Origin of the sequence: Streptomyces sp. NPDC005576, assembly GCF_042871745.1 — a bacterium.
GTDB lineage: Bacteria > Actinomycetota > Actinomycetes > Streptomycetales > Streptomycetaceae > Streptomyces.
In genome coordinates this window covers 140,805-164,041 of sequence record NZ_JBIAJC010000017.1, presented here as the reverse complement: position 1 = coordinate 164,041, position 23,237 = coordinate 140,805, and the positions used below count along the sequence as shown (strand labels likewise).

At 71.5% G+C, this 23,237-nt stretch carries 20 protein-coding genes and 3 tRNA genes; 10 read left to right on the top strand and 13 right to left on the bottom strand.

Annotated features, from left to right (window positions below):
- Positions 1-51 precede the first annotated feature (51 nt).
- The 3 genes from ACFYPN_RS27890 to ACFYPN_RS27880 all read right to left on the bottom strand — a co-directional run bounded on the left by ACFYPN_RS27890 (position 52) and on the right by ACFYPN_RS27880 (position 555).
- Positions 52-125, bottom strand: a tRNA-Ile gene (locus ACFYPN_RS27890).
- Positions 126-401: 276 nt separating this feature from the next.
- Positions 402-477, bottom strand: a tRNA-Asn gene (locus ACFYPN_RS27885).
- Positions 478-482: 5 nt separating this feature from the next.
- A tRNA-Asn gene (locus tag ACFYPN_RS27880) sits at positions 483-555 on the bottom strand.
- 221 nt (positions 556-776) lie between these two features.
- On the opposite strand from ACFYPN_RS27880, the gene ACFYPN_RS27875 reads away from it, so the two are divergent.
- The 4 genes from ACFYPN_RS27875 (at position 777) to ACFYPN_RS27860 (ending at position 6,597) form a co-directional block, all read left to right on the top strand.
- Positions 777-1,094 (top strand): YtxH domain-containing protein, encoded by a 318-nt coding sequence (locus ACFYPN_RS27875; protein ID WP_358760982.1) that lies wholly within the window; start codon positions 777-779, stop codon positions 1,092-1,094.
- 175 nt (positions 1,095-1,269) lie between these two features.
- Positions 1,270-2,736 carry an FGGY family carbohydrate kinase gene (locus ACFYPN_RS27870; protein WP_358760983.1) on the top strand — a complete coding sequence of 489 codons (1,467 nt, stop codon included), beginning with the start codon at positions 1,270-1,272 and terminating at the stop codon, positions 2,734-2,736.
- A 202-nt stretch (positions 2,737-2,938) separates the two neighbouring features.
- Complete coding sequence (locus ACFYPN_RS27865; protein WP_389301952.1) at positions 2,939-4,672, top strand: ABC transporter ATP-binding protein; 1,734 nt, start codon at positions 2,939-2,941, stop codon at positions 4,670-4,672.
- A complete protein-coding gene (locus ACFYPN_RS27860) occupies positions 4,672-6,597 on the top strand; it encodes an ABC transporter ATP-binding protein (protein ID WP_358760985.1) in 1,926 nt (641 codons plus the stop codon). Before ACFYPN_RS27865 ends, ACFYPN_RS27860 begins: the two co-directional genes overlap by 1 nt.
- A 106-nt stretch (positions 6,598-6,703) precedes the next feature.
- Here the strand turns inward: ACFYPN_RS27860 and ACFYPN_RS27855 are convergent, their stop codons facing one another.
- The 7 genes from ACFYPN_RS27855 to ACFYPN_RS27825 all read right to left on the bottom strand — a co-directional run bounded on the left by ACFYPN_RS27855 (position 6,704) and on the right by ACFYPN_RS27825 (position 17,632).
- Positions 6,704-7,822 (bottom strand): RNA polymerase sigma factor, encoded by a 1,119-nt coding sequence (locus ACFYPN_RS27855; RefSeq protein ID WP_358760986.1) that lies wholly within the window; start codon positions 7,820-7,822, stop codon positions 6,704-6,706.
- A gap of 173 nt (positions 7,823-7,995) precedes the next feature.
- Positions 7,996-9,918, bottom strand: coding sequence for a DNA primase (gene dnaG / locus ACFYPN_RS27850; RefSeq protein ID WP_358760987.1), 1,923 nt, complete (start codon positions 9,916-9,918; stop codon positions 7,996-7,998).
- Positions 9,919-10,109: 191 nt separating this feature from the next.
- Complete coding sequence (locus tag ACFYPN_RS27845) at positions 10,110-11,369, bottom strand: NAD(P)/FAD-dependent oxidoreductase (protein ID WP_389301950.1); 1,260 nt, start codon at positions 11,367-11,369, stop codon at positions 10,110-10,112.
- A gap of 198 nt (positions 11,370-11,567) precedes the next feature.
- Positions 11,568-13,070 carry a deoxyguanosinetriphosphate triphosphohydrolase gene (locus ACFYPN_RS27840; RefSeq protein WP_389301948.1) on the bottom strand — a complete coding sequence of 501 codons (1,503 nt, stop codon included), beginning with the start codon at positions 13,068-13,070 and terminating at the stop codon, positions 11,568-11,570.
- Between the two features lie 81 nt (positions 13,071-13,151).
- Entirely contained in the window at positions 13,152-14,009 is an 858-nt protein-coding gene (locus tag ACFYPN_RS27835) for a sirohydrochlorin chelatase (protein WP_389301945.1), read from the bottom strand.
- A gap of 278 nt (positions 14,010-14,287) precedes the next feature.
- Positions 14,288-15,178: an HAD family hydrolase gene (locus tag ACFYPN_RS27830; protein WP_358760991.1), complete on the bottom strand. Its 891-nt coding sequence runs from the start codon at positions 15,176-15,178 to the stop codon at positions 14,288-14,290.
- A gap of 108 nt (positions 15,179-15,286) precedes the next feature.
- Positions 15,287-17,632, bottom strand: coding sequence for a GH92 family glycosyl hydrolase (locus tag ACFYPN_RS27825; RefSeq protein ID WP_389301942.1), 2,346 nt, complete (start codon positions 17,630-17,632; stop codon positions 15,287-15,289).
- A 437-nt stretch (positions 17,633-18,069) separates the two neighbouring features.
- On the opposite strand from ACFYPN_RS27825, the gene ACFYPN_RS27820 reads away from it, so the two are divergent.
- The 4 genes from ACFYPN_RS27820 (at position 18,070) to ACFYPN_RS27805 (ending at position 21,043) form a co-directional block, all read left to right on the top strand.
- Complete coding sequence (locus ACFYPN_RS27820) at positions 18,070-18,615, top strand: hypothetical protein (RefSeq protein WP_389301939.1); 546 nt, start codon at positions 18,070-18,072, stop codon at positions 18,613-18,615.
- Between the two features lie 28 nt (positions 18,616-18,643).
- Positions 18,644-19,060, top strand: a complete 417-nt coding sequence (locus ACFYPN_RS27815; RefSeq protein ID WP_389301936.1) for a hypothetical protein — start codon at positions 18,644-18,646, stop codon at positions 19,058-19,060.
- 148 nt (positions 19,061-19,208) lie between these two features.
- Entirely contained in the window at positions 19,209-19,934 is a 726-nt protein-coding gene (locus ACFYPN_RS27810; protein WP_358760995.1) for an ElyC/SanA/YdcF family protein, read from the top strand.
- 368 nt (positions 19,935-20,302) lie between these two features.
- Positions 20,303-21,043 carry a hypothetical protein gene (locus ACFYPN_RS27805; RefSeq protein WP_389301933.1) on the top strand — a complete coding sequence of 247 codons (741 nt, stop codon included), beginning with the start codon at positions 20,303-20,305 and terminating at the stop codon, positions 21,041-21,043.
- 83 nt (positions 21,044-21,126) lie between these two features.
- Here the strand turns inward: ACFYPN_RS27805 and ACFYPN_RS27800 are convergent, their stop codons facing one another.
- The 3 genes from ACFYPN_RS27800 to ACFYPN_RS27790 all read right to left on the bottom strand — a co-directional run bounded on the left by ACFYPN_RS27800 (position 21,127) and on the right by ACFYPN_RS27790 (position 22,020).
- Positions 21,127-21,450, bottom strand: coding sequence for a hypothetical protein (locus ACFYPN_RS27800; protein WP_358760997.1), 324 nt, complete (start codon positions 21,448-21,450; stop codon positions 21,127-21,129).
- A gap of 76 nt (positions 21,451-21,526) precedes the next feature.
- Entirely contained in the window at positions 21,527-21,757 is a 231-nt protein-coding gene (locus ACFYPN_RS27795; RefSeq protein WP_358760998.1) for a hypothetical protein, read from the bottom strand.
- Positions 21,754-22,020, bottom strand: a complete 267-nt coding sequence (locus tag ACFYPN_RS27790; protein ID WP_358760999.1) for a hypothetical protein — start codon at positions 22,018-22,020, stop codon at positions 21,754-21,756. Before ACFYPN_RS27790 ends, ACFYPN_RS27795 begins: the two co-directional genes overlap by 4 nt.
- 104 nt (positions 22,021-22,124) lie before the next feature.
- Between ACFYPN_RS27790 and ACFYPN_RS27785 the strand changes: the two genes are divergently transcribed.
- Together ACFYPN_RS27785 and ACFYPN_RS27780 are read left to right on the top strand one after the other, a co-directional pair.
- A complete protein-coding gene (locus tag ACFYPN_RS27785) occupies positions 22,125-22,955 on the top strand; it encodes a helix-turn-helix transcriptional regulator (protein ID WP_358761000.1) in 831 nt (276 codons plus the stop codon).
- Positions 22,952-23,161: a DUF397 domain-containing protein gene (locus tag ACFYPN_RS27780; protein WP_358761001.1), complete on the top strand. Its 210-nt coding sequence runs from the start codon at positions 22,952-22,954 to the stop codon at positions 23,159-23,161. The genes ACFYPN_RS27785 and ACFYPN_RS27780 overlap by 4 nt, the downstream gene beginning before the upstream one ends.
- Positions 23,162-23,237 lie beyond the last annotated feature (76 nt).

Here is a 23,237-nt window from a genome sequence, read left to right as displayed (position 1 = left end):
GTCGGGGCGCTCGGATGCAGGTGGGAACGTTTCTCTCGACCTGCGCGAAGGTGGGGCGGGTGGGACTCGAACCCACGGCCGACGGATTATGAGTCCGCTGCTCTAACCGGCTGAGCTACCGCCCCGTTTCGGCGTGGCGCGTACAAGTGTGCGCGCCGTCTGCCGCAGCATAGCCGGTCATACGATCTCTCGCTGCGGCTGGTCGACTTCGCTTGATCTTGAGGACCGCGCTGCGTGCTGCCCGGTTCCAGGCGGCTGGGAAGCAACCCGAACGTGTCACGGGAGAGGCCCCGGAGGGGCTCGGAGCGGCCGGGCAGCGGGGCGCGACCGGGTGGGCCGGGGGTGGCCGGTGGCGGTGGGGTCCACAACGCGGAAGAGGACCCCGAAGGGCCCTCTTCCGTTGGCTCCCCCGACTGGACTCGAACCAGTAACCCTCCGGTTAACAGCCGAATGCTCTGCCAATTGAGCTACAGGGGACCGCGCTCCCCCGACTGGACTCGAACCAGTAACCTGCCGGTTAACAGCCGGCTGCTCTGCCAATTGAGCTACAGGGGATTGCTGCGTTGCCTCGAAATCGTACCTGCCTGGCTACTGCCGAGCGGCGCGCGTTCGCTGCGACACATACATTAGCGCAAGCAGGGGGGTGCTTCGCCAATCGGTATGTCCCGGGGTGATCTCGGGCGTCTCCGGGTAGGCGGGAAGCAGACGTCCCAAGCAGCGAACGTCCCACGCAGCAAACGTCCCACGCAGGGAACGCAGAACGAAGGGTGACTGCCATGCGGTACCGGCTCACGTTCATCGCCGGCCTCGCTCTCGGCTACGTGCTCGGCACGCGGGCCGGCCGGGAGCGCTACGAGAAGCTGAAGAAGTCCGCCCGCCAGGTCGCCGAGAACCCCGCCGTGCGGAACACCGTGGAGTCCGCCGCGCAGAGTGGCCGGGAGTACGCGGGCAAGGCGTACCACTCGGTGAGCGAGATCGTCGGGGAGAAGGTCGGGGACCGGGTGCCCGCCTCGGTGGCCGACCGGGTGCGGTCGCTCCGGGATCGCGCCGGGCACAACGGCGTCGAGGACGACTGGGGCACCACGAACACCTGAACCACCTGCCTCCCGCCGGCCGCCGCCCCAGAGGCGCCCCGACAGAAACACCCCGCCCGACGGCCTCCGGCCCGGGCCCCGGCAGAACACCGGGGCCCGGGCCGGAGGCCGTTGCCGGAAACCGGAAACCGGAGGCCGTTGCGGGAAAGCGGACGCGATGCGGCAGAATCCGTACATGGGCATAGTCGCCGGCTTGGACAGTTCCGCCGCCTTCACACACATCGTCGTCTGCGACACGGACACGGGTGCCGTGCTGCGGCAGGGGTACGCCGCACATCCGGTCGAACCGAAGACCGCGGAGGTCGATCCGCAGGCCTGGCTCCTCTCCCTCGGTGAGGCGGCGGCCGGCGGGTTGCTGGAGAAGGTCGAGGCCATCGGGGTCGCCGCGCAGCAGCACGGGCTGGTGGTGCTGGACCGGCAGGGCACGCCCGTCCGTCCCGCGCTGGTGGGCAACGACCGGCGGGCGCAGGTCGCCGCGGCGGATCTGATCGACGGGCTCGGCGGGCGGCAGCCCTGGGCCGAGGCGGTCGGGGCGGTGCCGCAGGCCGCGCAGCCGGTGGCGAAGCTGCGGTGGCTGGCCCGCACCGAGCCGGAGAACGCCCAGCGCGTGGCCATGGTGCTCCAGCCGCACGACTGGCTGGTGTGGCAGTTGCTCGGCCGTCCCGCGCGACGGACCACCGACCGGGGCGCGGCCTCGGGCACGGGGTACTGGTCGGCGCAGACCTCGTCCTACCGGCCCGACCTGGTGGAGCTGGCACTCGGCCACCAGGCCGCGCTGCCCGAGGTGCTGGGCCCGTCCGACGCGGCCGGGACGACCCCCGAGGGGCTGCTGATCTCCGCCGGTACGGGCGAGACGATGGCGGCGGCGTTCGGGCTGGGGGTGGCCGTCGGGGACGCCGTGGTGTCGCTGGGGGCCTCCGGTTCCGTGATGGCGGTGCACCACGAGGCACTCGCCGACCCGCACGGGATGATCACCTCCCTCGCCGACGCCACCGGGATGCACCTGCCGGTGGTGCACACCTCCAACGCGGTACGGGCCCTGCGCGGGACCGCCGACATGCTCGGTCTCGACGGCGGACTCGAGGAGCTGTCGGCGCTCGCGCTGAAGTCGACGCCCGGGTCCTCCGGTCTCGTGCTGCTGCCGTACCTGGAGGGTGAGCGGACCCCGCGGCTCCCGCACACGGCGGGCACGCTCTGCGGGCTGCGGCGGGAGTCGATGAAGCCGGAGCACCTGGCGCGCTCCGCGTTCGAGGGGATGCTCTGCTCGCTGGCCGACGCGCTCGACGTGCTGCGCCGGCGTGGGGTGCACGTACGGCGGGTGTTCCTGCTGGGCGCGGCGGCCGAGCTGCCCGCCGTGCGCGCGATGGCTCCGGCGATCTTCGGTACGCAGGTCGTCGTGCCGCAGCCCGCGCAGTACGCGGCGCTGGGCGCGGCCCGGCAGGCGGCGTGGGCGCTGGGGGTCTCGCAGGGCCGGCTCGACCCGGGGACTCCCCCGGCCTGGCAGGGAGCTGCGGCGCAGGTGCTGGAACCGGGCGAGGAGCTGCCCGTGGGGCGTGCGGTGCGTCAGCAGTACGAGGCGACGCGCGAGCAGATCCACCCGGGGGCCTTCGAGTTCGACGGCCAGGACCCGGTCACGGGCTGACGGACGCACGGCCGGGACCCGATCACGGGCTGACGGACGGCTGGACGGCTGGACGGCTGGACCGCCAGGAGGTGATCACTGGCTGACGGCTGGGGGGTGCGCGCTCTTCTTGACCTCGGCTTGGGGAAAACCGTTCGTCTCCGCGGAGATGCGCGCGGCAAAATGGGTCGGCCTCTGCCGTTCGCCGACCCGAGAGACACGCGTGCTCATAAAACTGCTCAGGTCCTTCCTGGGCCCCTATCGAAGGCCGATCCTGCTGCTGGTGTTCCTCCAGCTGTTGCAGACCTGCGCCTCGCTCTACCTGCCCAGCCTGAACGCCGACATCATCGACAACGGTGTCGTGAAGGGGGACACGGGCTACATCCTTGAGTACGGCGGCGTGATGATCGCCGTCAGCGTCCTCCAGGTCGTCTGCAACATCGGCGCCGTCTACTTCGGGGCGCGGACCGCTTCCGCGCTCGGCCGCGACCTGCGGGCCTCGGTCTTCGACCGGGTGCAGTCGTTCTCGGCCCGCGAGGTCGCCCGGTTCGGGGCCCCCTCGCTCATCACCCGTACGACCAACGACGTCCAGCAGATCCAGATGCTGGTCCTGATGACCTTCACGCTGATGGTGTCCGCGCCGATCATGTGCGTCGGCGGGATCATCATGGCGCTGGGCCAGGACGTGCCGCTCTCCGCCGTGCTGCTGGCCGTGGTGCCGCTGCTGGGCATCGCGGTGAGCCTGATCGTCCGCAGGATGCGGCCGCTCTTCCGCACGATGCAGACGCGGCTCGACACGGTGAACCGGGTGCTGCGCGAGCAGATCACCGGCAACCGCGTGATCCGCGCCTTCGTGCGCGACGGGTACGAGGTGAAGCGGTTCCGGGGCGCGAACACCGAGCTGACCGACGTGGCGGTGTCCACGGGCCGGCTGATGGCGCTGATGTTCCCGACCGTGATGACCGTGGTCAACGTGTCGTCGATCGCGGTGGTGTGGTTCGGCGCGCACCGGATCGACAGCGGCGGGATGCAGATCGGCGCGCTGACTGCGTTCCTCTCCTATCTGATGCAGATCGTCATGTCCGTGATGATGGCCACCTTCATGTTCATGATGGTGCCGCGCGCGGAGGTGTGTGCGGAGCGCATCGACGAGGTCCTGGAGACCGAGTCCAGCGTGGTGCCGCCGGTCGCCCCGGTGACGGAGCTGCGCCGCCACGGCCACCTGGAGCTGCGGGGAGCGGAGTTCCGCTACCCGGGTGCCGAGGAGCCGGTGCTGCGCGCGGTGGATCTGGTGGCGCGGCCCGGCGAGACGACCGCGATCATCGGGTCGACGGGCAGCGGGAAGTCGACGCTGCTCGGGCTCGTGGCGCGGCTGTTCGACGTGACGGAGGGCGAGGTCCTCGTCGACGGGACGGACGTGCGGACGCTGGACGCGGCCCTGCTGGCGAAGACGGTGAGCCTGGTCCCGCAGAAGCCGTACCTCTTCTCGGGGACGGTGGCGTCGAACCTGCGGTACGGGAACCCGGACGCGACCGACGAGGAGCTGTGGCACGCGCTGGAGGTGGCGCAGGCCAAGGAGTTCGTGGAGCAGCTGGAGAACGGCCTGAACGCGCCGATCGCGCAGGGCGGCACCAATGTCTCCGGCGGTCAGCGGCAGCGTCTCGCCATCGCGCGGACGCTGGTGCGGAAGCCGGAGATCTACCTCTTCGACGACTCGTTCTCGGCGCTCGACTACGCGACCGACGCGGCGCTGCGGGCGGCGCTCGGGCGGGCGACGGCGGGCGCGACGGTGGTGATCGTCGCGCAGCGGGTGTCGACCATCCGCGAGGCCGACCGGATTCTCGTCCTGGACGAGGGCCGGGTCGTGGGCACCGGCACCCATCGCGAGCTGATGGACGGCAATGAGACGTACCGGGAGATCGTTCTCTCCCAGCTGACGGAAGCGGAGGCGGCGTAATGGCCGGGCCGGGCGGACGGATGATGGCCGGGGCGCCCGTACAGAAGTCGGCCGACTTCAAGGGGTCGACCAAGCGGTTGCTGGGGCGGTTCAGCGCGGAGAAGTCCACGCTGTACCTGATGCTCTGCGCCGGTGTGCTGAGCGTGGCGCTGTCGGTGGTCGGGCCGAAGATCCTCGGTGCGGCGACGGACCTGATCTTCGGCGGGGTCGTCGGGCGGAGCATGCCCGCGGGGACCACGAAGGCGCAGGCGATCCAGCACCTGCGGGACGAGGGCGACGGCGGTCTCGCCGATCTGCTCTCCGGGGTGGACTTCACTCCGGGCCGGGGCATCGACTTCACCGCGGTGGGGCATGTCCTGCTCGCGGTGCTGGCGGTCTACGTCGGTGCCGGGCTGCTGATGCTGGTGTCGACGCGGCTGTCGATCCGGGTGATCAACCGGGTGGTGTTCCGGCTCCGCGAGGATCTCCAGACGAAGCTGTCGCGGCTCCCCTTGTCGTACTTCGACAAGAAGCAGCGCGGTGAGGTGCTGAGCCGGGCGACCAACGACATCGACAACATCTCGCAGACGCTCCAGCAGACGATGGGGCAGTTGATCAACTCGTTGCTGACGATCGTCGGCGTGCTGGTCATGATGTTCTGGATCTCGCCGCTGCTGGCGCTGGTGGCGCTCGTCACGGTGCCCCTGTCGGTGTTCGTGGCCTCGCGGGTGGGCAAGCGTTCGCAGCCGCAGTTCGTGCAGCAGTGGAAGGTCACGGGCCGGCTCAACGCCCACATCGAGGAGATGTACACCGGGCACAACCTGGTGAAGGTCTTCGGGCGTCAGGAGGAGTCGGCGCAGCGGTTCGCCGAGGAGAACGACGCGCTGCACGAGGCCGTCTTCAAGGCGCAGTTCAACAGCGGGATCATGCAGCCGCTGATGATGTTCGTGTCGAACCTGAACTACGTGCTCATCGCGGTCGTCGGCGGGCTGCGGGTCGCGTCGGGGTCGCTGTCCATCGGCGATGTGCAGGCGTTCATCCAGTACTCGCGCCAGTTCTCGATGCCGCTGACGCAGGTCGCGTCGATGGCGAACCTGGTGCAGTCCGGTGTCGCCTCGGCCGAGCGGGTCTTCGAGCTGCTGGACGCCGACGAGCAGGAGGCGGACCCGGCCGACGCGGAGCGCCCCGCCGAGTTGCTGGGCAGTGTCCGGCTGGAGAAGGTGTCGTTCCGCTACGACCCGGAGAAGCCGCTCATCGAGGATCTGTCGCTGAGCGTGGAGCCCGGGCAGACGGTGGCCATCGTGGGGCCGACGGGTGCGGGCAAGACGACGCTGGTCAACCTGTTGATGCGGTTCTACGAGGTGACCGGCGGGCGGATCGTGCTGGACGGGGTGGACGTGGCGCGGATGTCGCGCGACGAGCTGCGCTCGGGGATAGGGATGGTCCTCCAGGACACCTGGCTGTTCGGCGGTTCGATCGCGGAGAACATCGCGTACGGCGCCGCGCGCGAGGTCACCCGGGAGGAGGTCGAGGAGGCGGCGAGGGCGGCCCACGCCGACCGGTTCGTCCGTACGCTCCCCGAGGGGTACGACACCGTCCTCGACGACGAGGGCACCGGGGTCAGCGCGGGCGAGAAGCAGCTGATCACCATCGCGCGGGCGTTCCTCTCCGACCCGGTGATCCTGGTGCTGGACGAGGCGACCAGCTCGGTCGACACCCGTACCGAGGTGCTGATCCAGAAGGCGATGGCGCGCCTGGCGCACGGGCGGACCAGCTTCGTGATCGCGCACCGGCTCTCCACGATCCGGGACGCCGACGTGATCCTGGTGATGGAGAACGGTTCGATCGTGGAGCAGGGCTCGCACGACGAGCTGCTCGCGGCGAAGGGCGCGTACGCGCGGCTCTACGCGGCGCAGTTCGCGGAGGCGCTGGCCGAGGTCGACTGAGCCACGTAGAGCCCCACCGGAGGGCGCTCCTGGACGGCCGCGTGACGGCCGGTCCAGGGGCGCCCTCCGGCGTGTCCGGGGCGGCCGGACATCACCTGTACCCGGGTCAGTCGAGGTAGCCGCGGAGCTGTTCGGCGTAGGCGTGGCCGCGGAGCCTGGCGAGGGTCTTCGCCTCGATCTGGCGGATGCGTTCGCGGGTCACGCCGAAGAGGGTGCCGATCTCCTCCAGGGTGCGGGAGCGTCCGTCGTCCAGGCCGTAGCGGAGCCGGACGACCCGGCGTTCGCGTTCGCCGAGGGTGGAGAGCACCGCTTCCAGGTGTTCGCGCAGCAGCAGGGAGGACGCCGACTCGGCGGGTGAGGTGGCGTCGCCGTCCTCGATGAGGTCGCCGAAGCAGACGTCCTCCTCCTCGCCGATCGGGGCGTGCAGCGAGACGGGTTCCTGGGCGAGTCGCAGGATCTCGCGGACGCGTTCCGCGGTGAGGTCGAGTTCGGCGCCGACCTCCCCGGCGGCGGGCTCGTATCCGCGCTCCTGGAGCAGCCGGCGGCGTACCCGGACGACGCGGTTGATCTGCTCGACGACGTGGACCGGCACGCGGATGGTGCGGGCCTGGTCGGCGAGGGCGCGGGACATCGCCTGGCGGATCCACCAGGTCGCGTAGGTGGAGAACTTGTAGCCCCGGGTGTAGTCGAACTTCTCGACGGCCCGGATGAGCCCGACGTTCCCCTCCTGCACGAGGTCGAGCAGGGTGAGGCCGCGTCCGACGTAGCGTTTGGCGACGGAGACGACGAGCCGGAGGTTGGCTTCGATGAGGCGGCGTTTGGCGGTGCGGCCGAGTGCGGCGATCCGGGCCAGGTCGTGCGCCAGCCGGGGGCCGGGGCGGGGGTCCGCCGCGAGGCGTTCCTCGGCGAAGAGTCCGGCTTCGACGCGGCGGGCCAGCTCCACCTCCTCGGCGGCGGTCAGCAGCGGGACGCGTCCGATCTCCCGGAGGTACTGGCGCAGGAGGTCCGAGCCGGCCCCGGTGTGGTCGGTGGTCCGGCTCGGGGTCGGGGCGGGTTCGCGCTCCTCGTCGTCCTCTTCCTCCAGCACGGCGTCGGGGGGCGCGGGCGGCCGGGCCCCGCTCTCCGGATGGTGCGCGGCCCTGCCCTGCTGGGGAATCGCGGGCGCGTAGGCGGGGGTGCGCGGGGGCGCATGGTCCGTCGTGCTCGTCAGGGTCCGGGTCTGCACGGGGGCGACCTCCAGGTGATCGCTGCCGGAACGCTGTGGCGGGGGTCCGCCCTCGGTGGGCCGACGCGCTCCGATGACTCAGGCACCGCCGTCCAGTGTGGCGTACGACACAACACCGCCACGAGGGGCGTGCGGGGACTTTCTGGGAGAGCCGGTGCCGGGTCGGCGGAGCGTCAGAGCGCGTCGGTGCCGTGGTTGCGGAGCGCCTGGGCGTACTGCTGGAGGACCCAGACCTCGTTCTGCGCGGCGGCGAGGTGGTCGGGGGCGACCTGGGAGCCGAGGCGGGCGAGGCTGCTCTGTACGTCGTCGATCCGGCGGTCCACGGCGCGCAGCCGGACCTTGACCAGGTGCGTGCCCGCGTACGCCTCGTCGATGGACTTGCCGTGGAAGACCTCGACGGCCAGCTCGGTGACGAGTTTGCGGACGGAGTCGTGGGGGGTCGCGTCCAGGACGGCGGCCAGGTAGTCGCGGGGGTCGGCGACACCCTGTTCGGCCCCGCCGGCCTCGGCGATGCACTCGCGGACGGCCGCGTAGGGCGGGGCGGTGAACTCGTCGGTGCCGTACGCGTCGAAGGCGGGCGAGACCAGGGCGGGCCGCTGGAGGGCCAGCTTGAGGAGTTCTCGCTCCGTGCGGTGGGCGGGGCTGCGGAGGTTGAGCGCGGGGCCGGAGGGGGCGATGGAGGCGGGCGCCACGTCCTGGTGCCGGGCGCCGGGGCGTGCCTGCTTGTTGCCGTTGCTCCCGGACCTGCCGCTGTCGCCGCCCCGGCCGCGGGCCCACTGGGCGAGCTGGTGGACGCGGTGGACGACGTACTCCTGGTCGAGGATGCCGACGAGGCCGGCGAGCTGGACGGCCACCTCGCGCTGCACGCTGCTCGTCTTGATCTTCGCGACGACGGGCGCGGCCTCGTCCAGGGCGGCGGCGCGGCCGGCCGGGGTCTCCAGGTCGTAGCGGGCGACGATCTGGCGGAGCGCGAACTCGAAGAGCGGGGTGCGGGGTTCGACCAGGTCGCGGACGGCGTCGTCGCCCTTGACCAGGCGCAGGTCGCAGGGGTCCATGTTGTCCGGCGCGATGGCGATGTAGGTCTCGGCGGCGAACTTCTGGTCGTCCTCGAAGGCGCGCAGGGCGGCCTTCTGGCCGGCCGCGTCGCCGTCGAAGGTGAAGATCACGCGGGCGCTGCCGTTGTCCATCAGGAGACGGCGGAGGATCTTGATGTGGTCGTTGCCGAAGGCGGTGCCGCAGGTGGCGATGGCGGTGGTGACGCCGGCCAGGTGGCAGGCCATGACGTCGGTGTAGCCCTCGACCACGACGGCGCGGCTGGCCTTGGCGATGTCCTTCTTGGCCAGGTCGATGCCGTAGAGGACCTGCGACTTCTTGTAGATCGGGGTCTCGGGGGTGTTCAGGTACTTCGGGCCGTTGTCGTCGTCGCGCAGCTTGCGCGCGCCGAAGCCGACGATCTCCCCGGCGGTGTCGCTGATGGGCCACATCAGTCGGCCCCGGAACCGGTCGATCGGGCCGCGCCGGCCGTCCTGGGAGAGGCCGGAGGTGATGAGTTCCTTGTCGCTGAAGCCCTTGCCGCGCAGGTAGCGGGTGAGGTGGTCCCAGCCGGCCGGGCTGTATCCGACGCCGAAGTGGGCGGCGGCGGCCTGGTCGAAGCCGCGCTCGGCGAGGAACTTCCGGCCGATCTCCGCCTCGGGTCCGTCGAGCTGTTCGGTGTAGAACTTCGCGGCGGCCTGGTGGGCCTCGATCAGCCGGATGCGTTCGCCGCGCTGGTGGGAGGGGTTGTAGCCGCCCTCCTCGTAGCGCAGGGTGATGCCCGCCTTCGCGGCGAGGCGCTCGACCGTCTCGGAGAAGGTGAGGTGGTCGATCTTCATCACGAACGCGAGGGTGTCGCCGCCCTCCTGGCAGCCGAAGCAGTGGAACAGACCCTTGGAGGGGCTGACCTGGAAGGAGGGGGACTTCTCGTCGTGGAAGGGGCAGAGGCCCTTGAGGTTGCCCCCGCCCGCGTTCTTGAGCTGGAGGTATTCGGACACGACGGAGTCGATCGGGACCGCGTCCCGTACCGCCTTCACGTCGTCGTCATTGATCCTGCCAGCCACGGATGAAGTCTACGGGGGCGCGAGGGGTTGCTGCCCTGACCGGCGGGCCGGGGCCTCACGGTGCACCCGGGGCCGTCCCGGCGCGCAGGTGCGCCCCGGGGTTGCCGGTGGCATGTCCCGTACACCAAGGTGCCGGGACGGCTCCGTGTACGGGACGGGCCCCCGGGGCGGGAGGGGGACGGAGGAGGAGGTCAGAGCAGGGATTCGAGCGGGACCGAGGGGTCGGCCAGGGCATCCGGGTCGAGCGGGGCGCGGGCGCCGATCAGCGCCTGGACGGTTTCCGTGACGTCCCACACATTGACGTTCATCCCGGCCAGCACCCGGCGGTCCCGCAGCCAGAAGGCGAGGAACTCGCGCTTGCGCGCGTCGCCCCGGATGACGACCTGGTCGTAACTGCCCGGCGGCGCCCATCCCGAGTACTCGAGGCCGAGGTCGTACTGGTCGGAGAAGAAGTACGGCACCCGGTCGTACGTCACGTCCTGTCCGAGCATCGCGCGGGCGGCGGCCGGGCCGCCGTTCAGCGCGTTGGCCCAGTGTTCGACGCGCAGCCGGGTACCGAAGAGCGGGTGCTCCACCGAGGCGACGTCCCCGGCGGCGTAGATGTGCGGGTCCGAGGTGCGCAGCGAGGCGTCGACGGCGATGCCGCCGCCGTGCGCCCGGTCGGCGAGCCGCAGTCCGGCGGCCTCGGCGAGGCCGGTGCGCGGGGCGGCGCCGATCGCGGCGAGCACGTGGTGGGCCGGGTGCTCCTCGCCGTCGTCGGTACGGGCGGCGAGCACCACGCCGTCCTGGCCGACGATCTCGGTGAGGCGGGCGCCGAAGTGGAAGCGAACGCCGTGGTCGGCGTGCAGGTCGGTGAAGATCTGGCCCAGCTCGGGGCCGACGACGCCGTGCAGCGGGGTCGGTTCGGGCTCCACGACGGTGACCTCGGCGCCGTAGCCGCGGGCCGCCGCCGCGACCTCCAGACCGATCCAGCCGGCCCCGGCGATCACCAGGTGGCCGTTGTCCCGGCCGAGGGCGGAGAGCACCCCGCGCAGCCGGTCGGCGTGGGCGAGGCGGCGCAGGTGGTGGACGCCGACCAGGTCGGTGCCCGGGACGGGCAGGCGGCGCGGTTCGGAGCCGGTGGCGAGGAGCAACTTGTCGTAGTGGATGACCGTGTTGTCGCCGAGCTGGACGGAACGGGCGTACCGGTCGACGGAGGTGACCGGCTGACCGAGGTGGAGTTCCACGTCGGCGCCCGCGTACCACGCCTTCTCCTGGACGAACACGCTGTCGCGGTCGGCCTTTCCGGAGAGGTATCCCTTCGAGAGCGGCGGCCGCTCGTAGGGGTGGTCGCGCTCGTCGCCGATCAGGATCACCCTGCCGTCGAACCCCTGCGAGCGGAGTTCCTCGGCCGCTTTCGCGCCGGCCAGTCCCCCGCCGACGATGACGAACGTCCTGTGTGCGTCCACCACTTGCTGCCTCCTCAGTGCGTACTGCGCGGCGCCCTCACCCTGCGAGCCTCCCGCACGGAGGGTGAGGGCGAAAGGGGGTGTGCCCCTCTTGGCGCATGTCCCATGATCGCGGGCCCGGCTGTGTGCCAGCACATCATCCGCCCTGCCGCGCCGTGCGACCGCCGCGCCCGCAGGTCACGGCGCGTGAGGGAACGGCCCTCAGGATGCCTGCCCGGTCAGGTGGAGGTGGAGGGAGCGGGCGGAGGCGTCGGTGAGGGCGGCGATCTGGTCCACCAGGACGCGCTTGCGGGCACGGTCGTCGGGCGCCGTCCCGTACAGGGCACGGAACTGCGGTTCCAGACCCTCGGGCGCCCGTGCGGTGAGCGCGGCGGCGAGTTCGGCGATGACGACGCGCTGATCGGCGCGGATCACCGCTTGCTCGGTGCGCTGCATGACGTACCGGACGGCGACGGCCTTGAGCACCGCGCACTCGGCGCGTACTTCGCGGGGGACGACCAGCTCGGCGCCGTAGCGGGTGAGCCGGCCCGGGCCGTGGACCTCGCGGGTCGCGGTCTCCGCCGCCTGGCAGAACCGGCCGATGAGCTGGCTGGTGGCGTCCTTCAGCCGGGCCTGGGCCACGGCGGAACCGTCGTAGCCGTGCGGCCACCACTCCTGGCCGGTCAGCCGGTCGAGCGCCTCCGCCAGCTCCTCGGGGTCGGTGTCCGAGGGGACGTACCGGCCGATGGCCGCCGCCCAGATCGCCGCGCGCTCGGACGGGTCGTGCAGGAGGGCGGGGACGAAGTGGCCCGCGTGCAGGCCGTCCTCGAAGTCGTGGACGGAGTACGCCACGTCGTCGGACCAGTCCATCACCTGGGCCTCGAAGCAGGTCCGGTCGGCCGGGGCGCCCTCGCGGGCCCAGGAGAAGACCGGCAGGTCGTCCTCGTACACCCCGAACTTGGCCGATTTCGGGTCGGTGGGGTGAGCGCCGCGCGGCCAGGGGTACTTGGTGGCGGCGTCGAGCGCGGCCCGGGAGAGGTTGAGGCCGACGCTGGCGAGCTCACCGGTGCGCGGGTCGCGGACGAATCGCTTCGGCTCCAGCCGGGTCAACAGCCGCAGCGACTGGGCGTTGCCCTCGAAGCCGCCGCAGTCGGCGGCGAACTCGTTGAGCGCCAGCTCGCCGTTGTGGCCGAAGGGCGGGTGGCCGAGGTCGTGTGCGAGGCAGGCCGTCTCCACCAGGTCCGGGTCGCAGCCGAGGGCGGCCCCGAGCTCCCGGCCGACCTGCGCGCACTCCAGGGAGTGGGTGAGCCGGGTACGCGGACTGGCGTCCCAGCCGACGCCCCGGGTGCCGGGGGTGACGACCTGCGTCTTCCCGGCCAGCCTGCGCAGCGCGGCGGAGTGCAGCACGCGGGCGCGGTCGCGCTGGAACGCGGTGCGGCCGGGCCGCTTGTCCGCCTCGGTGTCCCAGCGTTCGATGTCGGAGCGTGCGTAGGGGGCGGGTGCCTGGCGCGAGGCCGTGGGCTCGGTCGGGGTCAGTGCCGGGGCGTGGGCCCGCTCGGTGCTGTCGTGTGCGTCCCGGTCCGTGCTGTCGGTGTGCCGTGACGCGTGGTGCGGCGTCGCACGGTCCGGTGTCGCGGGGTGTGGCGTCGCGGGGTGTGGCGTCGCGGGGTGTTGTGTCGCGGGGTGTTGTGTCGTGTGCGTACCGATCTCGTGTGTCCCGTCCATGGTGATGACCATAACGACCGGATCCGACAGTCGACCGGGATCGCGCGGGAAGGGGCGGGGAGGGGCCGGGGAGTGGGCGCCTCAGGCTGTCGCGAGGAGCGGGGTTCCGCCGTCGGCCGGGGCGGCGCCGGCGCACGCGTGGTCGTAGCGGTGTAGCAGCAGCCGGGCCATCGCGGGGTGGTCGCCGAGCGGGGCCGCCGCGATGCCCGGGGCGGCCTCCGCCGCCGCCGTCGCGAAGCGGCCGGGGGCGGTGAAGTACGAGGCCACAGCGGTGCGGTGGTACCCCCGGGCGGCGAGCGCACGGACCGCGACGGACACGGTGGGCGTGGCGGGCGTGGCGGCGGAGGCGTACGCGGGTACCACCGGCACCCCGCCGAGCCGCTCGGAGAGCAGGCGGGCGGTGCGCCGGGTGTCGGCCGCGGACTCCGGGTCGCGGGAACCGGCGGAGGCCAGCACCACGGCGTCCCCCCGTCCCTGCCCCTGTTCTTCCCCGGTCCCGGGGCCGGGTCCGGCGGGCCAGCCGGCCTCGACGAGCCGCCCGTACAGCGCCTCCACCAATAGCGGGTGGGGGCCTAGCGGGGCGGCGATCCGGGTACGGACCTCCGGTGCGGCGGCGGCGAGGGAGGGCAGGTCGTGCTTGACGTGGTAGCCACGGCCGAGCAGCAGCGGTACGAGGACGGCCGAGCCGCCCCCGAGCCCCGCGAGCGTCTGCGGCAGCAGTGGTTCGTTCAGCTCGATGTGCCCGAGGCGTACGTCGAGGCCGGGCCTCATCTCCCGTACCCGGTCCAGGAGTCGCACCACGGTCCGGACCGCCTGCGGGTCCCGGCTGCCGTGCGCCACGGCGACGAGGACCGGGGGCTGCGCGGCGTCGCGGGAGGCGGCTGGGGTGCCGGAGGTGCCGGTACGGACGGGGCGGGCGGAGTGCCGGGTGCGCTGCATGGGCCTGCGGGTTCCGTTCCGGGAGGCGACGGCGGGGGACGGCGGGGGCGTCGTCGCGGTGAGGCGCCCGCGCCGTCCTGTCACCAGCGTGCCGGGTGGAGGTTGCCTGTCCGTTGCGCGGGGGTCACGGCGGTTTTCGCCGTCCTCACGGACGCGCGCGGGCCGTTGACAGCTCCCGGGTACGAGGGTGTCACGGGGCGCGCCCTGGGGGCTGCGGTCGGGACCTGCGCACGGTCGGGCCTGCGCACGGTCAGGCGGTCGCGGTCAGGCGGTTGCGGTCAGGCGGTCACGGTGATGCCGTTCTGGTCGTCGCCGGTCGCGGACCGGGTGGCGACACCACCGCCCACGGGAAACAGGGGGACCACCGGTCCGTACAGCCGTTCCAGGACGACGGCGACCCCGTCCTCCTCGTGGGAGAGCGTGCGGTGCGAGGCCGCCGCGAGGACGTCGGGGTGGGCGTTGCCCATGGCGTAACCGGCGCCCGCCCAGCGGAGGACCGCCAGGTCGTTGGGCATGTCGCCGAAGGCGACGACGTCGGCGGCGGTGAGCGAGCGCTCCTCGCAGAGCAGCGCCAGAGTGCCGGCCTTGGTGACGCCCGGGGCGCTGATCTCCAGCAGCCCGTGGCCGCCCGAGTGCGTGTACTGGGCGAGCCCGGGCGCCGCCCGTTCGAGCGTGGTGAGCAGGGTGTCGGCGTCGGTCCGGTCCGACCAGGCGAGCAGCTTGGTCAGGGGCAGGCCGGTGTTCCAGAGCCCGTCGCGGGACGGGACGACGGACGCCCCCTCGTCGTCGCCGGAGAAGCGCAGCAGGAAGGAGGGCTCGAAGAAGGCCTGGTCGCCGGTCTCGATCCCGAAGGAGATCTCCGGCAGTGCCGCGGCGAAGCGGTCGGCGACGAGCCGTGCGGTGGGCAGGGCGAGCGGCCGGGTGGTGGTGACGGCGCGGGTGGCGAGGTCGTAGACGAGCGCGCCGTTGCTGCACACCGCCGTGCCGGTAAGCCCGGTCGACTCCACGAGCCGGTCGAGGTACCGGGGCGGCCGGGCGGTGACCACGACGATCTCGGCTCCGGCGTCCCGCGCGGTCCGGAGCGCGCGCAGGGTCCGGGCGGACACGCTGCCGTCGCGCCGCAGAAGGGTGCCGTCGAGGTCGGTGGCGACCAGCCGTGGGAACGTCATCGCACGATGCTAAGGGCTCTCACCGGCGGCGGAGAACAGGAGGACCCGCCCCCGGTGAGGGGCGGGTCCCGGTGTCGGTGCCTACCGAAGTGCGTGCCGGTCGGCGCGTCACTTCAGGGCGGGCGGAGCCGCCTTCACCGAGGTGCCCCACGTGGAGGGGGCCGTGCCGACCTGGTAGGTCAGCTCGCGGGTGTCACGGATGTCGTCCGTGGTGAGGTAGGTCTTGCCGTAGGAGCGGCCGTCGGCCTTCGCGGACTGGATGTAGCGCACCGACTCCGAGGTGCCCGGAGCCTTCACGGTGAGCTTGCCGTTCGGGTAGTAGCGACGGTCCAGGGTCAGGTCCACCCGCTCGAAGAGGGGGGTGGAGAGGCCCCAGGTGTCGGTGCCCGGCTGGACCGGGAAGATGCCGATGGAGGAGAGGACGTTCCAGGCGGACATCGTGCCGAGGTCGTCGTTGCCCGTCATACCGGTCGGGGCGTCCGTGAAGAGGGTGAGCGCGGCGTGCACCACGTCGGTCGTCTTCCAGGGCTGGCCGGTCGAGAGGTAGGTGTACGGGGCGATCAGGTCGGGCTCGTTCTGCGGGTTGTACCTGTCCGCGTTGTAGTACGCGTACGGGCCGTTGACCCACACCTCGCGGGCGGTCTTCGCCGGGTCCTGGACCAGCTGGTCGTAGGCGAAGAAGGAGTCGAGGCGGGCGTTGGCGGCCTGGGTGCCGCCGATCAGGCCGACCATGCCGGGCGGGTCCTGGGGGACCAGCCACTGGTACTGCCACGAGGTGCCCTCGTGGAAGCCCACGCTCTGCGCCGGGTCGGCCGGCCCGGTGAAGGCGCCGGAGGCGTCACGGGCGCGGAAGAAGCCGGTCGAAGCGTCGAAGATCTTGCGGTAGTTCTGCGCCCGCTCGGTGTAGCGGGCGGCGTCGGCCCGGTGACCGAGGTCCTTGGCCATCTGGCCGAGCATCGCGTCGGAGAGCGCGTACTCCAGGGTCGCGGAGGCGCCGTGGTCGTAGTCCGAGTCACCGGGCTTCACGTGCGCGCGGTTCTCGATGTACGGGGCGAAGCCGTTGGCGAGGTACTCCACGTTCGCCTCGCGGCCCACCGGAGCGGAGTCGGCGGCGGGGACGCCGTCCGCGTTCTTCTTCAGCGCCGCGTACGCCTGCTCCTCGTATCCCTTGAGGAGACCCTGCTGGTAGGCGTTGGTGAGGAAGGGGGTGACCGGGTCACCGGTCATGATGTTCGTCTCGACCGTGCCGTAGCCCCACTTGGGGAGCCAGCCGCTCTCCTCGTCGATCTTGATGACGGAGATCGCCATGTCGCGGGACTCGCCGGGGGCGAGCAGCGACAGCAGCTGGGCCTGGGTGCGGTAGGTGTCCCAGAGCGACCAGTTCTGGTAGTAGGTGAAGCCCTTGGCCCGGTGGATCTTCTGGTCCCAGCCGGTGTAACGGCCGTCCACGTCGCTGCCCAGGTTGGGCGCGAGGAACGAGCGGTACAGCGACGAGTAGAAGGTCCGGCGGACGGTCTCGCTGCCACCCTGCGCCGTGACGTCGTCGAGGCGGTCCTCCCACGCGGCCTGCGCGGCCCTGGCGACGTGGTCGTACGAACGGCCGCCCTCGGAGCGGAGGTTGTGGGCGGCGCCCTTGGCGTCCACGTAGGAGATCGCGGTCGTCGCCTCGACGGTGCGGTCCCTGGTGGTGTCGAACCGCAGGAAGGCGCCGTTGCGCTCGCCGGCGGCGGTGGAGGACTTCGAGCCCTCGGTGACGACGTCACCCTTCCACGTGCCCGAGACCTTGAAGGGGCGGTCGAAGCGGGTGATCGTGTAGACCGTGTACGCCTTGGTGTCCTGACAGAAGCCGCTGCCGGTGATGGCCGTGCGCACGGTGCGGTTGTCGAGGATCTCGACCTTGGTGCCCACCGTCTTGTGCAGCGACTGGCCCGCGTTGACGAGGACGTTGGCCTTGTCGGTGGCGGGGAAGGTGTAACGCTGCACGCCGGTACGGGCGGTGGCGCTCAGCTCCGCCTTGATGCCGGTTTTCAGGCCGACTTCGTACGTGCCGGGGGCGGCGCTCTCGTCGTCGTGGCTGAACTCCGCGGCGTAGACGGCGTTGTCGGTCGACGTGATGTCGCCGGTCGTCGGAAGCACCGGGAGGTCACCGCCGAGGCCGCAGCCCACACCGGAGATGTGCACGGTGGAGAAGCCCCGGATGTGGTTCTGGGAGTAGTCGTAGCCGGTGTTGTGACCGGTGTCGGGCGAGAACTGCACCATGCCGAACGGCACGGCCGCACCGGGGTAGGTGTTGCCCTCGTTCTCGGACCCGATGAACGGGTTGACGAGATCGGTGAGCCGGTCCTGACCGTGCCGGCCGGAGTCCGCCACGGCCGGTGCGGCGACGGCTCCGCCGAGGAGCGCGGCCGTGGCAGCCGCCGTCCCCGCGCCGCGAATCCAGTGGGTCCATCTCATGGAAAGAGCGCCTCTTCCGACGTAGACAACGTTGTCATATCGCAGTGCGTGATCATTCTTGGCCCGCTTCCGTGTACCCGTCAAGGGTCGTGACACGGTGAACTCCCCTGAGGACCTGTATGGGGTTGTCGCGCGGAAGAAGGAACGGGGCTGGGTGCGTGCGATCACCGGAGCGGCCCGGTAGCGGAGATACCAGGCCGCTCCGACGACGCCGCGAGCGCGCGCCCAGCCCCGCGACGCCGCGAGCAAACCCGGTACGGGTTCTGACGCGCGCGAGCCGGGAGTGCGTGGCCACAGATCCACAACGAGGTCGCAACGGAAGGGCGCGGGCAGCGCCACCCGGCGCTGAGCGGGCCGGGCCCCTACCAGGGCCGGGCGCTGCACTAGCATCCGGCGGACGGGGGGTCCTCATGTGTGATCCCCGGACGGGGGATTCTGTGCGATCGACCTCTTCACGGCCGGTGTTCCGGCGCGCGGCCTGCGCCTTGGCCGTCGGGCTGACCCTGGCCACGACCTCCGGGTGCGGGGCGTCCATCGACGGCGTCACCGGGATCTCCGTGACCGCCGACGGCCGACTGCTCGGCGTCATCATGGTCTGCGGCCACGACATCGTCGGGGCCGGACTCTACGAAGAGGGGGACGGTCGACAAGAGGACACGAAGATCGGCGAATGGACCCCCGTCCGGCCTCTCGAGGCCGGACTCACCACCTGGCCCCTCGACTCCCCCACCCCCGGCTGGACCGCGACCCGATCCCCCGGGCCGCTCGCCGACGCGACCGTCTACAGCCTCGCCGGCCGGACCGGGGACAGCTCGTGGTCGGCCCGGTCCATCGACTTCACCACGGCCGACCGCGACCGGCTCCGCCCCGGCCGCGTCCTGTACGAGGACTACTCGAAGGACGGTGAGGAAGTCCTCCGCCTCGTCCCCCTGCCGGAGTTCGAAGCCACGGCCTGCGACCCTCACACGTCCACCCTGCGGTGACCGGCAAACGAAAGGCCCTCGGACCCTCATGACTGCTCAGTGGTACGTCCTCATCGAGGAGGACACCCGTGAGACCCAGAGTGCGGACGGCACCGACCTGCGGCTGCACCGCTGGACGCTGGTGGCCAGCCACCCCGTCGAGGGCGACGAGGCACGGGCACGGGCCGTGGCCGAGGACGCCGCGCTCCACCATCTTCCGGGCGTCCTGGCCCGCCACGCCCGGCCGGGCGACAGCCCGGGGCGCAGCGCCTACCTCACGTCCGACGGCTCCTGGCTGGTCCGCCTCCAGCAGCACCACCGTACGAGCCACATCCGCGTGACCGTCGCGCGCCTCGTGCACTCGCGGGCGGAGGAGCAGGCTCCGCCCAGGTCTCTCAAGGAGAAGCTCCGCCACGCGCTGGACGCGCCGCCGCCGGTACCGGTCCCGTGGACGCCCAAGGGGTGAGGCCCCGCGCCACCCCGCCCACTGAAGGGCTTCCCGAATGGCGGCACAGCGATCTTCCGGGACGCAGAACCCCTGAGCGCGCTCGTTCGTCCCCTCAGGTGGGGACGGCCGCACGAGCACCGTGCGCCGCGCATCGACGGAGGTTCCCATGCGACGACCGAGACTGCCGAAGGCCCTCGGGGCGGCCTTGCGGCCGCGCCGGTGGGTGGCGCTGCTGCCGCACACCCGGCGCGGTCAACGGCGGTCGGTGCAGGGCCTGATGGTGGCCTGTGCGGTGGCGCTGGCGCCGATGACCTGGATGTACGCGTCGGCCCAGGCGCACGTACGGACCACGGCCGACGCGCCGGAGCGGGGCGTGGCCGTGGTGTTCGGCGCCGGGTTGTGGGACGGCCGGCCGACCCCGTACCTCGCCCACCGGCTGGACGCGGCAGCCGAGTTGTACCGCACCGGCAAGGTGAAGGTGCTCCTGGTGACCGGCGACAACAGCCGTACGGAGTACGACGAGCCGGACGCGATGCGGGCGTACCTCACCGCGCACGGGGTGCCGGGCGCGCGGATCGTCAGCGACTACGCGGGCTTCGACACCTGGGACTCCTGCGTCCGGGCGAAGAAGATCTTCGGGGTCGACGGCGCGGTCCTGGTGAGCCAGGGGTTCCACATCCGGCGGGCCGTCGCGCTCTGCCGGGCGGCGGGGATCGACGCGTACGGGGTCGGCGTGGACGAACCGCACGACGTCACCTGGTACTACGGCGGCACGCGGGAGGTCTTCGCGGCGGGCAAGGCGGCCCTGGACGCCGTCCTCCGGCCCGACCCGCACTTCCTGGGCCACAAGGAAACCGGCGTCACGAAGGCCCTGGCGACGGCGCGGGGATGAGGTGGGGAGCCCGTGACAGGCGGCGTGGCGCACACGCGGAATCGGGTGGCCGGGCAGGGGGCCGGCCCTGCGGTGGCTCGGTGCACTGACCCGCGCGGGCCGGCTACGGGCGCACCGCGCGCGACCCGGCTGATCCCGGCCGGGGCAGGGCGGACGCGCGACCGGCGAAGCAAGGAGTCATCCGTGCCGGGCCCGGCATCCTTCCTGCTCGACCGCCTGCACGGGGCCGTTCCGCCGGCGGCACCGACTCCGGTTCTCGGGCTCGCTGGTGTGCGTGCCGCGGATGTCGTCGCGTGGCAGGAAGCACGCTCCCACCGGGGGCCGTTGCCCGCGGCATGAGGGCTGCCTGCGGCGGGCATCACGGCTGTGTGAGGACAACGGGGTACGGACGGGGTGGACAGCGGGGCCGGCTGCCCGTCTGGTTACGGGTACTGGTCGTCCTCGCCGCCGGGTGGGGAGCCTTCCTCTTCGGTCAGCAGGTCGCCGACGGGTACACGGCGACCGAGGAGTACCGCAACGCGCCGGTCTGCGCGGCCGGGAGTGCGGGTGGGAGTGCGGTCGGCCACGCAGACGCCGGGGAGGAGTGCGTGCGGCGGGAGGCCGGCACGGTCCTCGGCAGGCGGACGGGCGAGCACTGCACCTACGACGGCACGAGCGGGGATGCCGGGAGCGGCACCACGACGTGCAGCACGTACTACGACGTCCAAGTGGAACGGCCGGGTCACACCGATTGGTTGTCGGTGGGGCCGGGGGCGTACGACGAGGCCGAGAAGGGTGACCGCGCCGAAGTCCGTTTGTGGCGGGGGGAGATCGTGGGGCTGGAGGTGCCCGGTCACACCGAGTCCTACGCGCCGTCCTCGCAGAGCGGCGTCTTCTGGCGGCTGGCGGCAGGCTGTCTGATCCTGCTGGTGGGCGGGTGGGGAGTGGTGAGCGGACGGCTCTCCAGCCTCTTCGCCTTCCACAGCTTCGGGCTGTTGTTCGTGGCTTTCGGCACCGCGTGGCTGGGCTCCATGGCGCTGTTCGGCGGACACCCCCTGACCTGGGGCTTCGCGATCGTATGGACCGGGTTCGCGGTCTTCTGGACCGTGACCGCCCGGCGGATGGGGTAACGCGCCACTTTGTCGCATCCGCGTCACCCCACCCGCCCGAGCGTACGGGAGGGGGTTGCGTGCCCTACTGCGCTCCGTGCTCCTCACCGGGGAGCCGGAAGCCCAGGCCCCGGATCGACGACCTCCCAGGAGTGACCCGAGGGGTGGTCGGTGAAGAGGCCGCAGGGGCCGCGCACTTCGTCGTGGCCGGTGCACCGGAGGAGGACGACCCGGTACATACGGCCGGGCGTCCAGCGGACCCACACCCCGCCGCCGAGCCGGTCGTCGTCCCACAGCAGATACGCGTGTTCGCCCGGGTGTTGTTCACCCAGTACGCAGCGGATGGGCCGCGGTTCCGCCGGGCCGGCGTCCCGGCGGACAGCATGCGGCGAGGCCGGCAGCAGGGCGACGGCGGTGCACTGGATCATGGAGCGCTTCCTCTCGGAGGGAGGTCCGGGGAGAAGCGCACGAAAGCGCCTCCCCCCGTTCGCCGTTCGTCGGCCCTCAGTCGGTGGGTGCGGAGCCCGGCAACGCTGCCCGCTCCGGGTGTTCGGCCGCCTGATGACGTCTGCGCAGAATCCGCCAATCGGTCGCGGCGCTCAGGTCGCCCAACCGCTCGGCGTCCTTCTCGGCCCAGTCGAATTCCTGACAGACCGAGCAATCGGGAGCGGAGTGATCCGTGCCGGGTACCTTCCGCATCTCGGCGGGGGTGGCGTTGCCGCGCTCCGCACTCACAGCACATCACCCCGACTCCGGGCGTTGCAGCGGGTGTTCTCGGCCCGCAGCCGCTCTATCGGGCTGGCCGGCCGTACACACTCGGGGGCGGCCTCCCACTCGATCCCACCGCCGACGGGCCGTATGGCCCAGTACGGGCCGGCAACTCCTCGGAACTCCCCGACACGATCCTCACGACTGGTGTCCACCATGACTGCGCCGGGGACCGGAAGCGGTCCGCCGGGGCCCCGCCCCTCCGAAGTACCGGCGTCGGGTTCGGACATGGACAACTCCTCTCTGTAGCCATTCCGCTACCGCGAGGCCCCAGAGTGGCCTACTCTCAAAACGTCTTCAACCTTCACAAGCCTGAACGAAAGACCGATGAAGAGTGGCGAATCGCAAAGCGTTGGACCCCGAGGCGAGCCCACGTGCGGCCTTCGGCGAGCGTCTGCGCAGGCTGAGAGAGGAGCGCGGCTGGACACAGGACGAGTTGTCCGCCCGCACGGGGTATTCCGCTTCGCATATTTCCGGGGTCGAAACTGGTGCACGAACTCCAACTGCCAAGTTCACCGCACGTACCGACCGGGCCCTGGGCACGGGCGACGCACTGACACGGCAGGGGGCGGCAACCAGGAACAGCGCGATCCTCGACGGGTTTCCGGAGTTCGTGGTGCACGAAGGGCGTGCAACAGAAATTCGGCTCTTCGAAATGGGTCTGGCACCAGGTCTGTTTCAGACCCCGGCATATGCGGCTGCCGTCACTCAGGGTGCAGTACGACGCGGTGCGATCACCGAGTTCCAGGCCGAGGAGAGGCTCGCACTCCTCGCTCGACGCCAGGCGTCACTCAACCGCATGCCGCCTCCGCAGATCTACGTGGTGCTTGATGAGAGCTGCCTCCGGCAACGCGTGGGCGGACCGGAAGTCATGGCGGAGCAACTCGATCACCTCGTAACGGTTGCCGAAATGCCGAACACTGTCGTACAGGTGGCCCCCTTCGAGCTGGGCGAGCGCCGGTCGCTGAACAAGCCACTCACTCTTGCCACCCTGGCGGATCGATCACAGGTCTCCTACGCGGAGTCGGCACACTCGGGGCAGCTGGAGCGCGACATGCGCTTCGTCGGGCCGCTTCTGACGGCCTACCATCAACTCGCGGCCGAAGCGCTGTCACAGGCGGAGTCCGTGGCCATGATCAGTCAGGTACGAAAGGGCACCTCGTGACAATCGAATCCCTCCGCTGGTTCAAGTCTTCCTACAGCTCCGACGGTGGCCAGTGCGTCGAGGTCGCCACCAACCTCGTCGCTACGCACGGCACGGTCCCCATCCGCGACTCCAAGGACACGAGCGGCCCGGTCATCGGCGTCTCCGCCGCCTCGTTCACCACGTTCGTGGGAGGCATCAAGACCGGCGAGCTGAACGTCATCTGACGAGCCGTTCGCCAGTCTGGCCGGAGCCCTCACCGTGCAGTTCCGGTGAGGGCGCTTGTTTGTGGGGAACGGCGGC